Below are 13,961 nucleotides of genomic sequence, written 5' to 3'. Positions count from 1 at the left end.
CATGCCGCGCCTAGCCCCGTGGATCTTATGCTGGGGGCTGGTGACGGGACTGCCGGCCGCGGCCCAGCAGGTGGGAAACGGCGACCACGTTCAGCCGGTTGCGGGCTACCGGCCGGGCTCAGTGTTGAAGGCCGTCCCCATCTATCTGCAGCATGTCGATGGGCGGTGGTCGGCCAGCCTGACGGGCGATCTCAAGGATCCAGCCACGGAACGGGTCGATATTTCGTTACCGAGCAGTTCCACCCGGGTGATGACCCAGCCGGTCCCTGGAGGCAGGCGGCAGTGCCTGACCAAGATGAAGGACCGGGGCGAGTTCGGCTACCTGGAGTGCAATTCCGCCTTCTACTCGGTCAACAAGGGCTCGGCGGCCGCCGCCACCCTGCTCCGGGGCGTCTTGACCCTTGGCATCCTGACGGCAACAGATGCAGCGTCAGGTAATACGTCCTTCACCGTTTCGATCGATCAGCCCGCCCTCGATGCCGCCGTCAGCGAGTCCAAGGCCGTCGAGCTGGCCAGGGAATCGGTGCCGTTGCTCGAGTACCGACATCTGTTCGCCAGAGCCGGCACCCCGCAGCAGTTGCGCGCCTTCATCGCCGCCTTCGAGGAGGGTTTCGATCCTGAGTCATTGGTGGCGCAGGCCAAGGCGAAGCTGCCCACCGCCATCGCGCAGGAGGAGGCCCAGGCCCGACAGAAGGCGACGGAAGCGACGCAGCGAGCTGAGGTCCTGCACCAGCAGGAAATCCGGCGCCAAGCCGATGAGGAGGCCCTAGCGGCGTTCCGTGGCCGGCTCCGGCCTGGTGACCGGGTGGCTGCGATGTGGCGGGATGGCCGCAACCTGCTGGTCGGAATGGTCGTCGAAATGAAGCCGCCGTTGGCATATGTGCAGTGGGAGAACGCAACACCCGCCATGCAGTGGGTCCGCCTGGAAAATCTGCTGCCGCCCAGGTAGAACCTGAAACCTACGGTGCAGTCAGACGAGAGCCGAGTCGGCTGACCATTCTGGCCTTAAACTTGGCCAACTTGGTTTCAATCGGTGATTGGCGCCGCGACAACAGCAATCGGTTGCCTTGCAGTTCGAGGACAAGGCTATCCGGCCGACCGCCCAAGGCCTTAAGCATGGCGGGCGGAATGACGATCCTTCCTCCGGGGCGGATGCGCGATTGGAATCGTTTGCTCAAGGAGCGGTGGCACAACATTTGGCGTTATTCGCGAGGGACGTGAATGGACATTATTACAGAGGTAAGGCGGTATTTCCGGCCGCTGACCATCCACCCGTGGCGTGCCGCGTGGCGAGTTCGACACCGTGGCCCGCTGGTCGCTTGCTCGACTTGGCTAACCGACCTCATCGAGGTAGGCAACAGGGGAAGATGAACAATAGTGTCGACCTACAACTTTTCGTAGCCATCTAGTCCGCCGACACCAGGTGCTTCGAGCATTTCCCAGAGGTGGTCACCGACTGGCAATAAGTTGTAGGCCTGCACCAAGACCGCACTTGCATTGTTCTCACAACTGGATAACATACGAAATCGGTTGTCCGACACCAGCCAGTGCGCGTCGCAATTGCGATAGGGCGAATCAGGACACATCCTCTGCTACATCATCATTTTTCCATTGAGCGTTGCTCTGGAATGCGCACACCAGGATTCATAGCGCTCGGACTTGGAGAAAATGATGACTGTTAACACCTCTTCCTTCCCCGAAGATTCCAGCAATTTCTATAGCTTCGGCGCCCGCCGCATTGGCCGATATCTTGCCAAGCTTGGCATGCCAATTCCCGACGAAGATGCCGTGCGTAAGGAACTGCTCAACCGCTTTGAAGGAGTGGACTACTTAGCCGCCAAGCGGCTGCTTGAGAAAGAAGATTCCGCTGATTGGCACACTGTTGTCGCCGGCGAAGTGGATAGTGACCTTTCAGGTTTTTCGGTCCAAGCCGCACGTACCTTCGTTGACGGACTGGCCGCCGTTCTAGACATATGCGACCGCGAGCGCATCTTCCCCTCTGCAATTGACCGGCTTTCTGATGGAATCCGCTTACGGGTGCACGACAAGACGTTTGCCGAAATCCGGCGGATGTGTTTTGAGCCCTACCAGCCCAGACATCGCGAACGTGTCCACAGTGCCTTGAAAGGCATCCGTACCCGCGGCGAGAACGAACGGATGGTAGCCAGGCTCCGATCACTACCGGGATTTGCTTCCATCAACATTGAACTCGACCAGGATAGTTGCACTGAACCTTACGGGTTCCTGCTTGTTCCGTTCCCAGCCAACTGGGCAACGGCCATGATGTCGGCGATGGTGTCACTTGGCCTCCCGGTGAAGCGCCATGTCGCCCAGGAACTCGTGGCGCAACTGTTCGGCGCCAGCAACTGGCAACACCTGGTCGCCAATGATGGCGAGGCACGGGTCTGGGCGACGCCGTTTGCGGTAGCGAAAAGCGAGACCGATACCACTAGCTGGCGCTATTACCGGACTGTGGGCGAAAGTGTCTGGGCCTTCGGAAAGACGCTGGAATCCTGGAATGGCAAGCCATTGCTGATCGACAGCTGTAGAAGTGCCACATTGTCGGATGGTTTATACATTGCCACAGCCTTAGTCGAGAGCCCCAGAGATCATGATCGCGAAGGCTTACCCTTCTCTACGCCAGTCGACATTATCGACCCAGAGGATTCCGACGATTACTATCCGCTGGCCAGACAGGCCGCGGCACTGCTGAATTCGGGCGGTGATCCCATGGCGGCACTCGGCTGGAGCGGCGATTTCAGCCGGAACATGCTCTCGGCGAACGTCCGTCTTGGATCGACTGGCGACAGGACGTTGCAACTCGGTGCTTGGTGGCTACGCGTGTTCGACGCTCACCAGAGAGCATATCTTTCACTCGAGCAATTTGACGCTGACGGCACGCGTATGAAGGCAGACAGTATCCCGCTTTACAAAACTACTCTGCGCCACGATGCCGAGAACAACATTCTCACAGTGCTTGGCGACTATGACCGAGAGGATGTTGCGACAATCCCGAATGTTTCGACTGAACAGATCGAACAGCTCCGACTAATGGTCAGTGAGCCAGCCGACAACCCATCGGCACCGGCCTATTGGGGACAAGGCGATATTCGGGGAGAATGGCCGCCACTGCCTAACTGAAGCCGCTGCGGTGCGAAAACCGGCCAATGCACCAATAGCCTAATGAGGATCCCAGCCCCGTTTGCCATTCTGCCTATCCGACGCAGACGGGGCTTGGCATTCCTCCACCAACCTCTGATAAACTTACTCGGGTGAAAAAGCTGCTCGTGTTTCTTCTCGTGGTCATATTACCCTTCCAGTTCGCTTGGGCTGGGGTGGGTGTGTATTGCCAACACGAGACAGGCCAAGCCGCGCAGCACTTCGGCCACCACGATCACCAGCACAAAGCGCTTGGAGATCAGGGCAAGAGCGAGTCGGGCAAGGTTAACCCGAGCGCCGACAATGATTGCAGTTCCCATCTAAATGGCCACAACTGCTTTCTCAGTAGTCTGGAAGCTTTAGTCGTAGCTCCAATTGTGGTGTTCGACGGCTTCAGCCCGCATTACTTCGCATCGCATATCCCCGACGGGCCCGAGCGCCCTGATAGACAGCTCGCCGCGTAAGCCCGGCGAGACATCCCCCTTTTTTCTGCGGCTGACGTAGCCGCCTTTTCGGTCTCGCCGGATTGTCCTGTTCATTTAGGAGAATTCGATGCGTAGACCACGCACATCCCTGATCGGGCTGCTGGGGTTGGCAGCCACCATTTTCAACCCCTTGGTTTCCCCTGCACTGGCGCAGTCTTCAACGGCGCCGGGCAACGTCAACTCGGCAGCCCTCCTGCCGAATCCACAGACCGGCAAACTCGAGCCGATCGGGCCGCTGGGCCTGGCCGCCGCGATCGATCTCGCCCTGTCGGCCAACCCTACGTTGGCCGCTGCCGCGCGCGAATTGCAGGCCGTCGAGGGGGCCGTCATCCAGGCCGGCGTACGTCCCAACCCCGAAATTGCGACTCTGGTCGAGGACACCCAGAACAAGGCCACCCGCACGACGACCTTGCAGATCAATCAGGCCATCGAACTGGGCGGCAAGCGGGCCGCCCGTATCGAGTCGGCTGAACGCGGGCGTGACGTAGCCGCCGCCGATCTGGCCACCCAACGCCTGGAAATCCGTGCGGCGACCGTGGCAGCCTTCTTCGACGTGCTTGTCGCGCAAGAGCGCGTCCGGCTGGCCGAAGCGTTGCTTGACCTCGCCCAGCGTGCGACCCAGGCTGCGTCACGACGTGTCATGGCAGGCAAGGTTTCGCCGGTGGAGGAAACCAAAGCCCGGGTGGCGGAAGGATCCGTTCGGGTGGAGTTCAATCAGGCACAAGCGGAATTGGCGAGCGCACGCAAACGCCTGGCCGCGACCTGGGGTAATCCGTCACCGCGTTTTGAGCGGGCCGATGGACGAGCCGAGACATTGCCTGCCGTACCAACGTCGGAAGAGATTACCAATCGTCTGGCGGCGTCCCCCGCCCTCGCTCGTGCTCGCCTCGAAGTCGATCGCCGCTCTGCGCTAGCGGAGGTCGAGCGGACGCGCCGGATACCTAACGTAACGGTGAGTCTAGGCGCCAAACGTGCCGAAGAGTTGGGGCGTGACCAAGCCGTTGTGGGCTTGTCGATTCCACTCCCACTGTTTGATCGTAACCAGGGCAATCTGCTGGAAGCCTTGCGCCGTGCCGACAAGGCACGGGACGAACTGGCCGCGACGGAAGTCCGCCTCTCCACCGAAATCGCCCAGGCCCACGAACGGCTCAAGGCGCTCAGCCTGGAAGTCGGGACCTTGCAGAAGGAAATTCTGCCGGGCGCCCAGAGTGCCTATGAGGCAGCCAGCAAGGGGTACGAGCTGGGCAAATTCAGCTTCCTAGAGGTGCTGGATGCACAGCGCACCTTTTTCCAGGCACGGTCCCAATACCTGCGAGCGCTGGCTGACGCCCATCGGGCAGCGGCCGACATCGACCGCGTGCTTGGCGCCGTAGCTGCGTCATCCCCAATCGGCGGTGGACAACTCTAGGAATTCATCATGAAAACAAATTTGAACAAACTCCGCTCCCAACTCAACAAGAAGCAGAGCATCGCCATCGCCATCATCCTGGTCGCAGGTTTGGCGATCAGCGCCGCGATCCTCGGCACGGGGACATCCCAACCCGCCGGCGACGGCCATGGCCACGGCAGCCATGCCGAGTCAAAGGGACACGCCGATACCGAGCACCATGGCGGGCAAGCAACCGATGGCCATGAACACGCCAAGGAGCACGGCGATGCCGAACATCATGAAGAGGGGCCACAAACCGGCCCTCACGGCGGGAAGCTTTTTGCCGAAGACGGCTTCGGCCTCGAAATCCTGCTGGCAGAAGAAGGCGGCGAACCCCGCTTCCGGGTCTGGCTCTTCCAGCAGGGCAAGCCGGTATCGCCCAGCACCGCCAAGGTTTCCGTTTCGCTTGCTCGGCCCAGTGGGGACAAGCAGGAAATCGCCTTCGCCGTGGAAAAGGACTATCTGAAGAGCGTCGTGGCGATTGAGGAGCCCCATGTCTTCGACGCGACCGTCGCGGCGCGGATGGCAAATGCCCCCTATCTCTTCACCTTTGCCCAGGAGGAAGGCAAGGTGGAACTGAGTGATGCGCAGGTTCAGGCCGCCGCTATCACCATTCAGAAAGCAGCGCCGGCCCGAATTCGAACCGCCGTGCAGTTGCCGGGAGAGATTCGCTTCAATGAAGATCGGACGGCCCACGTCGTCCCTCGGCTGGCCGGCGTGGTGGAAAGCGTTCCGGCCAACCTGGGGCAAACGGTGAAGAAGGGCCAGATTCTGGCTGTGATTGCCAGCACGGGTCTGTCTGAACAGCGCAGTGAATTGCTTTCTGCCCAGAAGCGCCTTGCCCTCGCGAAGTCGACTTATGAACGCGAAAAGAGGCTCTGGGAGGAAAAGATTTCCGCCGAGCAGGACTACCTCCAAGCGAAGCAGGTCCTGCAGGAAGCCGAAATCGCCATGGCTAACGCCCAGCAAAAACTCGTTGCCCTCGGCGCTTCCCCGCAAGCGACGGGAGCCCTCAACCGCTATGAAATCCGGGCTCCATTCGACGGCATGGTGGTGGAAAAACATATAGCCCTGGGCGAGGCCGTGAAAGAGGACGCCAGCATCTTCACCGTCTCCGACCTGTCCTCGGTCTGGGCCGAGATCATCGTACCCGCCAAGGATTTGAACACGGTCAGGGTCGGCGAACCGGCCATCGTGAAGGCCACTGCCTTCGACTCGAAGGCGGAAGGCAAGGTCTCCTATGTCGGCGCGCTCCTTGGCCAGGAAACCCGTACTGCCCGAGCGCGAGTGACGCTTCCCAATCCGCAGATGGCATGGCGCCCCGGACTCTTCGTCAACGTTGAGGTGCAGTCGGGCGAAGCAGATGTCCCGGTCGCCGTAGCAGCCGATGCCATCCAGACCGTCAATGACAAGCCCGTGATCTTCACCCGAGTACCCGGCGGCTTTGTCGCTCAACCGGTCACTCTGGGGCGATCCGACGGAAAGATCGTCGAAGTGGCCCGTGGCCTGAAACCGGGCATGTCCTACGCAGCCGCGGGAAGCTTCGTCGTCAAGTCGGAGCTGGGCAAGGGCAGTGCCGAGCACAGCCACTAAGCGAGGGAGCCGATTATGTTTGAACGCATTATCCGTCTGGCCATCGAGCATCGCTGGCTGGTACTGCTCACCGTCATCGGTATGGCCGGGCTGGGCATTTACAACTACCAGCGCCTGCCCATCGATGCTGTGCCGGACATCACCAATGTCCAGGTCCAGATCAACACCGCTGCGCCCGGCTATTCCCCACTCGAGGTGGAGCAGCGGGTCACCTATCCCGTAGAAACGGTGATGGCGGGTCTCCCGAATCTGGAACAGACCCGCTCGCTCTCACGCTACGGGCTCTCCCAGGTGACGGTGATTTTCAAGGACGGCACGGACATCTACTTTGCCCGCCAACTCGTCAATCAGCGCATCCAGGAGGCCCGTGAAAAGCTGCCGGCCGGAATTGCTCCAGCGATGGGGCCGATCTCGACCGGACTTGGGGAAATCTACTTGTGGACCGTCGAAGCCAAGGAAGGCGCCAAGAAGCCCGACGGCACGCCCTACACGCCGACCGATCTGCGCGAAATCCAGGACTGGATCATCAAGCCCCAGTTGCGCAATGTACCCGGGGTCACCGAGATCAATTCCATCGGCGGCTACGCCAAGGAATACCAAGTGGCGCCCAGCCCGGAAAAGCTCGCGTCCTATGGCCTGACCTTGCAGGAGCTGGTGACCGCCATCGACCGCAACAACAACAATGTCGGTGCCGGCTACATCGAGAAGCGCGGTGAGCAATACCTGGTTCGCGCCCCAGGCCAGGTGCATTCAATGGAAGATATCCGTAATGTCATTCTCGGCAATGTCCAGGGCGTACCCATCCGTATCCGCGACGTAGCGGAAGTCAGCATCGGCCGCGAATTGCGTACCGGCGCTGCCACCGACAATGGCCGCGAGGTGGTGCTGGGGACCGTCTTCATGTTGATCGGCCAGAACAGCCGAACCGTCTCCCGGGCAGTTGACGCGAAGATGGTCGAGATCAACCGCAGCCTGCCGGAGGGCATTCATGCTGTGACGGTCTACGACCGGACCGTACTGGTGGATAAGGCCATCAACACGGTCAAGAAGAACCTCCTCGAAGGAGCGATCCTGGTCATCGCCATTCTCTTCTTGTTCCTGGGCAATCTACGGGCGGCGGTCATCACTGCCATGGTGATTCCCCTCTCCATGCTGTTCACCTTCACCGGCATGGTGACCTACCAGGTCAGCGCCAACCTGATGAGCCTGGGCGCCCTCGACTTCGGGATCATCATCGACGGCGCGGTCGTCATCGTCGAGAACTGCGTGCGCCGTCTGGCCCACGCCCAAGCCCACCATGGGCGGGCACTAACCCGGACAGAACGCTTCCACGAAGTCTTCGCCGCCTCGCAGGAGGCACGCCGGGCACTGCTCTTCGGCCAACTCATCATCATGATTGTCTATCTGCCCATCTTCGCCCTGACCGGTGTGGAAGGAAAGATGTTCCATCCGATGGCCTTTACCGTCGTGACGGCCCTGGTTGGCGCCATGATCCTGTCGGTGACCTTCATTCCAGCAGCCGTTGCGCTCTTCATGAGTGCCCCGGTTGCCGAGAAGGAGAACAGGCTGATGTTGGCTGCCAAGCGCTGGTACGAACCCACGCTGGATCGTGTCATGTCCAACCAGCCGGTCGTACTCGTCTTCGCGACTGTCATGATCCTTTTGTCCGGTTTGTTGGCGACGCGCATGGGGAGTGAATTCGTTCCCAGCCTGAACGAAGGGGATTTCGCTATCCAGGCCCTGCGCATCCCTGGCACCAGTCTGTCGCAGTCGATCACGATGCAGCAGCAACTGGAAAAACGGCTGAAGACGGATTTCCCGGAAATCGATCGCGTCTTTGCTCGCACCGGGACCGCCGAAATTGCCTCCGATCCGATGCCGCCGAATATCTCCGACGGCTACATCATGCTGAAGCCGCAGGATCAATGGCCGGAGCCCAAGAAATCCCGGGACGAGTTGCTGGCCGCTGTGCAGGAAGTGGTTGGCAGTTTGCCGGGCAACAATTACGAGTTCTCCCAGCCTATCCAGCTGCGCTTCAACGAATTGATCTCCGGCGTGCGCAGCGACGTGGCGGTGAAGGTCTTTGGCGATGACATGAATGTCATGAACGACACTGCAGCTCGCATCGCCGCCATCCTGGAAAAGATCCCCGGCGCTTCAGAAGTCAAGATCGAGCAAACCACGGGTCTGCCCATGCTCACGGTGGACATCGATCGTGACAAGACCGCCCGTTACGGCCTCAACGTCGGCGATGTGCAGGAAACCATCTCCACGGCGATCGGGGGACGGGAGGCGGGCACGATGTTCGAAGGCGACCGTCGTTTCGACATCGTGGTGCGTTTGCCCGAAACCTTGCGTGCCGATCTCGATGCCTTACAACGCCTGCCGATCGCGTTGCCGCGTACGAACGGAAAAAGCGAGGGCCGCACGACCTACATTCCCTTGGGCGAGGTTGCCAGCCTCCAACTGGCCCCCGGACCGAACCAGGTTAGTCGCGAAAACGGCAAGCGCCGGGTTGTAGTCAGCGCCAATGTGCGAGGCCGCGATATCGGCTCCTTCGTGGCGGAGGCGCAGCGTCGTTTGGAGGAGGTGAAGGCGCCTGCCGGCTATTGGACTGCCTGGGGCGGGACGTTCGAGCAGTTGGAGTCGGCCACCCGGCGGCTGCAGATCGTTGTTCCCGTCGCGCTATTGCTGGTCTTCACGCTGCTTTTCGCCATGTTCGGTAACGTCAAGGACGGCTTACTCGTCTTCAGCGGCATTCCCTTCGCGCTGACTGGCGGCTTTATCGCACTATGGCTGCGAGGTATTCCATTGTCGATCTCCGCGGCAGTTGGCTTTATCGCCCTCTCGGGCGTCGCGGTGTTGAACGGCTTGGTCATGATCTCTTTCATCCGCAACCTGCGTGAGGAAGGCCGGCCGCTCGATGCCGCCATCCGGGAAGGCGCGCTCACCCGCCTGCGACCGGTATTGATGACAGCGTTGGTGGCCTCTCTCGGTTTCGTACCGATGGCCATCGCGACCGGCACCGGTGCCGAAGTCCAGCGGCCGCTGGCGACGGTGGTGATCGGCGGGATCCTGTCTTCGACTGCGCTCACCTTGCTCGTCTTGCCCATTCTCTATCGCCTCGCCCACGGCAAGGATGCCGATGAGGAAGACTTCACCACCGACCCAGTGCCCGGGCCGAGCGAGGCATAGCGTTTTCCAGGTGTGACCGGTGGTATGGCGCCAGATGCGGCAAAAGCTGTCGGTCACACTTTAATCCACTCACCTACGGAGGTTGATATGGGATTCTTTGAAAAACTCTTGCGAGGAGCCGCTGGTTCGCATGGCGGAGGTCATCATGGCGGTGACCGGAACAGCGGCCATCATGGCTGGGGGAACAGTTATCCCTCAAATTCAGCGCCACCCACCAATAGCGCTGCTGGTAGCCTCTCATGCCCGAAGTGCGGCTCCGCGACCACCCCTGGGGGTCGCTACTGCGCCCAATGCGGCACAGCCTTGGTTCCCGGCAATTGTGCGGCCTGCAATGCGAACCTCGCCCCGGGGACGAAGTTTTGTCCGAATTGCGGCAAGGCGCAGCAGCCATGAGCTTGGTGCCGACATTTCATGCTTAAGCACATGATCCACAGCCACCTTGAGTTTCGACTACTCATGGTCACCTTAGGGATGATGCTCACCCTTCTGGCACTTTACGGATGGGTTTGCTGGCGGGAAGGTAGGCGCGGCAAGGCACCCAAATTTTCGGAAAACCTTCGGCGTCGTCTCCAGATGACGAAGCAGAAATGGAAGCGACGCCACGATGATCAAGGAGGGGCCGCATGAGTGCGAGCCACACCCACGCGCTCCCGAGCACCGAAAACGAGCGTGCCCTGCGCTTTGCCCTGGCGCTGACCGGCAGTTTCCTGGTTGCCGAAGTCATTGGCGGCGTACTGACCGGAAGCTTAGCTCTCATCTCGGATGCCGCGCACATGTTGACCGATGCTGCCGCGCTCGCCATCGCATTGGCGGCCATCCGCATTGCCCGGCGCCCGGCCGATCGCCGACGAACCTATGGCTACCACCGCTTTGAGATTCTGGCGGCTGCCTTCAATGCCATGCTGCTGTTTGCCGTGGCGCTCTACATCCTGGTTGAGGCTTACCGGCGATTCACCTCCCCGCCCGAAATCCATTCGGTTGGGATGCTCGTGATCGCCAGTATCGGCCTCATCGTCAATCTGATCAGCATCCGCCTGCTGAGCGGGGGACAGACAGATAGCCTCAACGTAAAGGGTGCCTATCTCGAAGTGTGGAGCGACCTTCTGGGGTCGATTGGCGTGATCGTGGGCGCGGTGGTGATTCAGCTAACCGGCTGGTCCTGGGTAGATCCGCTTGTGGCTGTCGCCATTGGCCTCTGGGTTTTGCCACGCACCTGGATCTTGCTGAAGGACAGTCTGAATATCCTGCTCGAAGGCGTGCCCGAGGGCATCGACTTAGGAGAGGTGGAACAGGCCATGCTGGCTGTGCCAGGCGTCCTTGGCATCCATGACCTGCACGTCTGGGCGCTGACGACCGGCAAGACCAGCCTGACCGCGCATGTGGTCTATGACCCGACTTACTCCACCGAAGACGCTTTGATGCCCGCCTTACAGACGGTGTTGGCCAACCGCTTCAAGGTAGTCCACATGACGCTGCAATGCGAAACCAAACCCTGTGCGCACCAACCGCAAGGCTGCACCACCGCCGACAGCACATCCGAGCACGGCGGCAACCCTAATTTTCATTAACCAATTTACCAACTGACATGGAGCTCCCATGAAACCTTCCACGGTACTTTCCGCTTTTCTATTCGCTTGCTTCGTCAATCTGGCATCCGCTGCGGACGATCATAAGGGCCATGCCCACAACGAAAAGCCGGGCCAGGCGCATACCCATGATGCCAAACCCCAGCACGATGGCGTCGTATCGGTCGTCAAAGACATCAACTACGAGCTGGTGGCGAAGGTTGATTCCCTCACCCTCTACGTGACTGATCACAATCAGCCTGTCGACACCCGGAATGCGTCAGCTACCGTAACGCTCCTGTCCGCATCAGACAAGATCGAAGTCAAATTGCTGCCAGCCGGAGGTAACCAGTTGCGTGCCCAGGGGACCTTCAAGATCCAAGCCGGCACAAAAGCTGTCGCCTTGGTCAAACTCGGCGACATGTCCGGCCAGAGTGTTCGTTTCATCCTGAATTAGACGATGGTCACTGCACCGCCCATTCGTTCGCTGACAGCCGAGGCAAGGCCTGCAGTGCACAGCGTGGGCGATGCGTTTCCACGGCCGATCGCCACCACCGCCGTACTTCATCCAACGAGTTCCTATGCCTGAGCCTTCATCGCTGTTCCCGGCGAGACAGGTGGAACTTACCGGAATTACTGCGCCTCGTGTGTCCGGGACAGGTGAAATTCCAAGCTCAACGGCATTTTCAAGCATCCTTGAAAACGCCGTCTCACGTTCGGCGGCTGCCAATACTGCCTCAAGTGACAATTTCGACCCCGCCGGAAAATTGATTCTTGGCACTACCCATTCATCTCATTTACCAGCGAACGAGAACGGTTCAAACAAGAAAAATGGGGATTTTCAACAGAAAATGCTCGGAATAAGGGCCTATAGGCAGCAGATTCTTGCGTCCAATATCGCCAACGCTGACACGCCAGGCTACAAGGCGATGGATATTGAAATCACCGAGGCCGCCAGTGCCGATCAATCCCCTCCTCTTCAGTTGAACACTTCTTCGCCAGGGCATTTGAAGGGAAATTCTTCTTGGCAGTCGCCACCCGTCAGCCTTAAGTACCATGTCCCCTCTCAGGCCGCGGTTGACGGAAATACCGTCGAAATGGATGTCGAGCGCCAGAAGTTCGCGGAGAATTCATTGATGTATCAATTCTCCCTTGATCGGGTTGGTGGTGAGTTCAAGGACATGAGAGAGTTATTTCAATCACTGAAATAAATAATCGTGTTAGAGAACTAAGGTTGGTGTCTTGCAGGGTCGCAGGCAAAAAATTCGATGGAGTTCACGTGATGTCCAATAAAAATTCTCATAAGAAGTCCGCTCAGAAACCCGGCAAGCAGAAGGCTCGCTCCACGAGTACGTGCCTTTATCGCGTACTTGGGTATCAGCCTCTATCAGTGGATATGGTGGCGCAAACCCTGAAGGGACTGTCAATCCAGAAAACGCCGTGCAATATCTCTATCCGAAGTGCTCAATCAGAAACCGCCGTGCAGCTTCAAACCGGTGGATCTATCTTGGCAATTGAATTTGAGGCTGAGCCTAACTTCGACCTTGTCGCCGCTGCCCGACGAGGTCTCTCGCTACTAGAGGATTTCCTCTCAGCGATCGCGCTGGTACACGGATCGACATTCCAGGCTACTGAGCCGCTACAAGTGGCACGCTTAGGAGCGGAGAAGGTCGATGAATGCGAATTCCTGATGTTCAAGCGACTGCCGCTGAAGCATTGGAGTAAGCCAATTACGCCAGAAACCGTTGCAAAGGCAAAACACCTCCTGGCACACTGGGATGGCTTGGAATCTGGGCATAGACTTCGAAGGGCCGCTCTGCAATATCGAGAGGCGATTGGAAACCTGGACGACACTACCGCATTCCAGGAAGCCTACATTGGCCTTGAATCGATGGAGCCACCGCTTGCTAAAGCGGCAGGGCTACCGCCAGGTACGGAAGAGGTGAAAGGCTCCTGTGAGTCATGCGGACATCAGTTCACAAGAAAGAGAACATCTCTAGTCGGTGTTCGCGCGTTCGTTTTGGATAGCATCGACCCGGAATCGGCTGAAGCGGGCCGGAAAGCAGATTGGAAATTGATCAATTCGCTCCGCAACGATCTTATGCACGGCTTGGCCGACCCAGAGAAGCTAGCTGACCGGCCCCATAAAGCCCTCCTTGCCGCGATGCACCATCTTCACGCATCTATCTGCGTTGCCTCACATGCAGCCGACCTTTCCACGGGGCGATACCAGCTCGCACGAGGTGGTCCAGTCTATCTCGTTGGCGGAAACTACAAAACGACTTCTTGGCCAGCGCTCCACGAATGGGGGACAGCCATTGAAATCACCGACGTCACGTGGGTTCCGCACAAGCAGTATGGGTTTGTACCGGAGATGAACTTCAAGAATGAAGGACTGAAGGATCTCGAAATCGGCATCGCAGTGCTGGGCGAGCCTTTCTCGTTCGCTACGATGCACTCCATCCAAGCCACAAGGTTTGAGCGCGACTAGAAGTTATGAAGCCTAGTTCTGACGTTGAACGCCAGCTTCTGACT

The 13,961-nt window shown here is 59.2% G+C and carries 11 protein-coding genes; all 11 read left to right on the top strand.

The window, feature by feature from the left end; all coding sequences use genetic code 11:
• Position 1: 1 nt before the first annotated feature.
• The 11 genes from LWW89_RS02990 to LWW89_RS02945 all read left to right on the top strand — a co-directional run bounded on the left by LWW89_RS02990 (position 2) and on the right by LWW89_RS02945 (position 13,917).
• Complete coding sequence (locus tag LWW89_RS02990; protein WP_079434304.1) at positions 2–949, top strand: hypothetical protein; 948 nt, start codon at positions 2–4, stop codon at positions 947–949.
• Between the two features lie 719 nt (positions 950–1,668).
• Positions 1,669–3,141, top strand: a complete 1,473-nt coding sequence (locus tag LWW89_RS02985) for a hypothetical protein (RefSeq protein ID WP_293260820.1) — start codon at positions 1,669–1,671, stop codon at positions 3,139–3,141.
• Positions 3,142–3,272: 131 nt separating this feature from the next.
• Complete coding sequence (locus LWW89_RS02980) at positions 3,273–3,623, top strand: hypothetical protein (RefSeq protein ID WP_079434306.1); 351 nt, start codon at positions 3,273–3,275, stop codon at positions 3,621–3,623.
• 88 nt (positions 3,624–3,711) lie between these two features.
• Positions 3,712–5,052, top strand: coding sequence for a TolC family protein (locus LWW89_RS02975; RefSeq protein ID WP_079434307.1), 1,341 nt, complete (start codon positions 3,712–3,714; stop codon positions 5,050–5,052).
• Positions 5,053–5,061: 9 nt separating this feature from the next.
• On the top strand, positions 5,062–6,666 hold the full coding sequence (locus LWW89_RS02970; RefSeq protein ID WP_293260814.1) for an efflux RND transporter periplasmic adaptor subunit: 1,605 nt from the start codon (positions 5,062–5,064) through the stop codon (positions 6,664–6,666).
• A 15-nt stretch (positions 6,667–6,681) separates the two neighbouring features.
• The gene (locus LWW89_RS02965) at positions 6,682–9,861 is read left to right on the top strand and encodes a CusA/CzcA family heavy metal efflux RND transporter (protein WP_079434309.1); all 3,180 of its coding nucleotides are present in this window, start codon (positions 6,682–6,684) and stop codon (positions 9,859–9,861) included.
• A gap of 24 nt (positions 9,862–9,885) precedes the next feature.
• The gene (locus LWW89_RS17535; protein ID WP_365780915.1) at positions 9,886–10,254 is read left to right on the top strand and encodes a zinc ribbon domain-containing protein; all 369 of its coding nucleotides are present in this window, start codon (positions 9,886–9,888) and stop codon (positions 10,252–10,254) included.
• A 230-nt stretch (positions 10,255–10,484) separates the two neighbouring features.
• Complete coding sequence (locus tag LWW89_RS02960; RefSeq protein ID WP_293260809.1) at positions 10,485–11,429, top strand: cation diffusion facilitator family transporter; 945 nt, start codon at positions 10,485–10,487, stop codon at positions 11,427–11,429.
• Positions 11,430–11,457: 28 nt separating this feature from the next.
• Entirely contained in the window at positions 11,458–11,883 is a 426-nt protein-coding gene (locus LWW89_RS02955) for a hypothetical protein (RefSeq protein ID WP_079434312.1), read from the top strand.
• Between the two features lie 124 nt (positions 11,884–12,007).
• The gene (flgB, locus tag LWW89_RS02950; RefSeq protein WP_293260806.1) at positions 12,008–12,637 is read left to right on the top strand and encodes a flagellar basal body rod protein FlgB; all 630 of its coding nucleotides are present in this window, start codon (positions 12,008–12,010) and stop codon (positions 12,635–12,637) included.
• A gap of 68 nt (positions 12,638–12,705) precedes the next feature.
• The gene (locus tag LWW89_RS02945) at positions 12,706–13,917 is read left to right on the top strand and encodes a hypothetical protein (RefSeq protein WP_293260803.1); all 1,212 of its coding nucleotides are present in this window, start codon (positions 12,706–12,708) and stop codon (positions 13,915–13,917) included.
• Positions 13,918–13,961: the final 44 nt, after the last annotated feature.

This window comes from Oryzomicrobium sp. (assembly GCF_021287045.1).
Taxonomy (GTDB): Bacteria; Pseudomonadota; Gammaproteobacteria; order Burkholderiales; family Rhodocyclaceae; genus Oryzomicrobium.
This window is presented reverse-complemented; position numbering and strand designations above follow the sequence as displayed.

What these genes read in the sequence shown, in the direction of transcription:
- LWW89_RS02990 (WP_079434304.1), top strand. Translation starts at nt 2, where the DNA reads ATGCCGCGCCTAGCCCCGTGGATCTTATGCTGGGGGCTGGTGACGGGA.
- LWW89_RS02985 (WP_293260820.1), top strand. Translation starts at nt 1,669, where the DNA reads ATGATGACTGTTAACACCTCTTCCTTCCCCGAAGATTCCAGCAATTTC.
- LWW89_RS02975 (WP_079434307.1), top strand. Translation starts at nt 3,712, where the DNA reads ATGCGTAGACCACGCACATCCCTGATCGGGCTGCTGGGGTTGGCAGCC.
- LWW89_RS02970 (WP_293260814.1), top strand. Translation starts at nt 5,062, where the DNA reads ATGAAAACAAATTTGAACAAACTCCGCTCCCAACTCAACAAGAAGCAG.
- LWW89_RS02965 (WP_079434309.1), top strand. Translation starts at nt 6,682, where the DNA reads ATGTTTGAACGCATTATCCGTCTGGCCATCGAGCATCGCTGGCTGGTA.
- LWW89_RS17535 (WP_365780915.1), top strand. Translation starts at nt 9,886, where the DNA reads ATGGCGCCAGATGCGGCAAAAGCTGTCGGTCACACTTTAATCCACTCA.
- LWW89_RS02960 (WP_293260809.1), top strand. Translation starts at nt 10,485, where the DNA reads ATGAGTGCGAGCCACACCCACGCGCTCCCGAGCACCGAAAACGAGCGT.
- LWW89_RS02955 (WP_079434312.1), top strand. Translation starts at nt 11,458, where the DNA reads ATGAAACCTTCCACGGTACTTTCCGCTTTTCTATTCGCTTGCTTCGTC.
- flgB (WP_293260806.1), top strand. Translation starts at nt 12,008, where the DNA reads ATGCCTGAGCCTTCATCGCTGTTCCCGGCGAGACAGGTGGAACTTACC.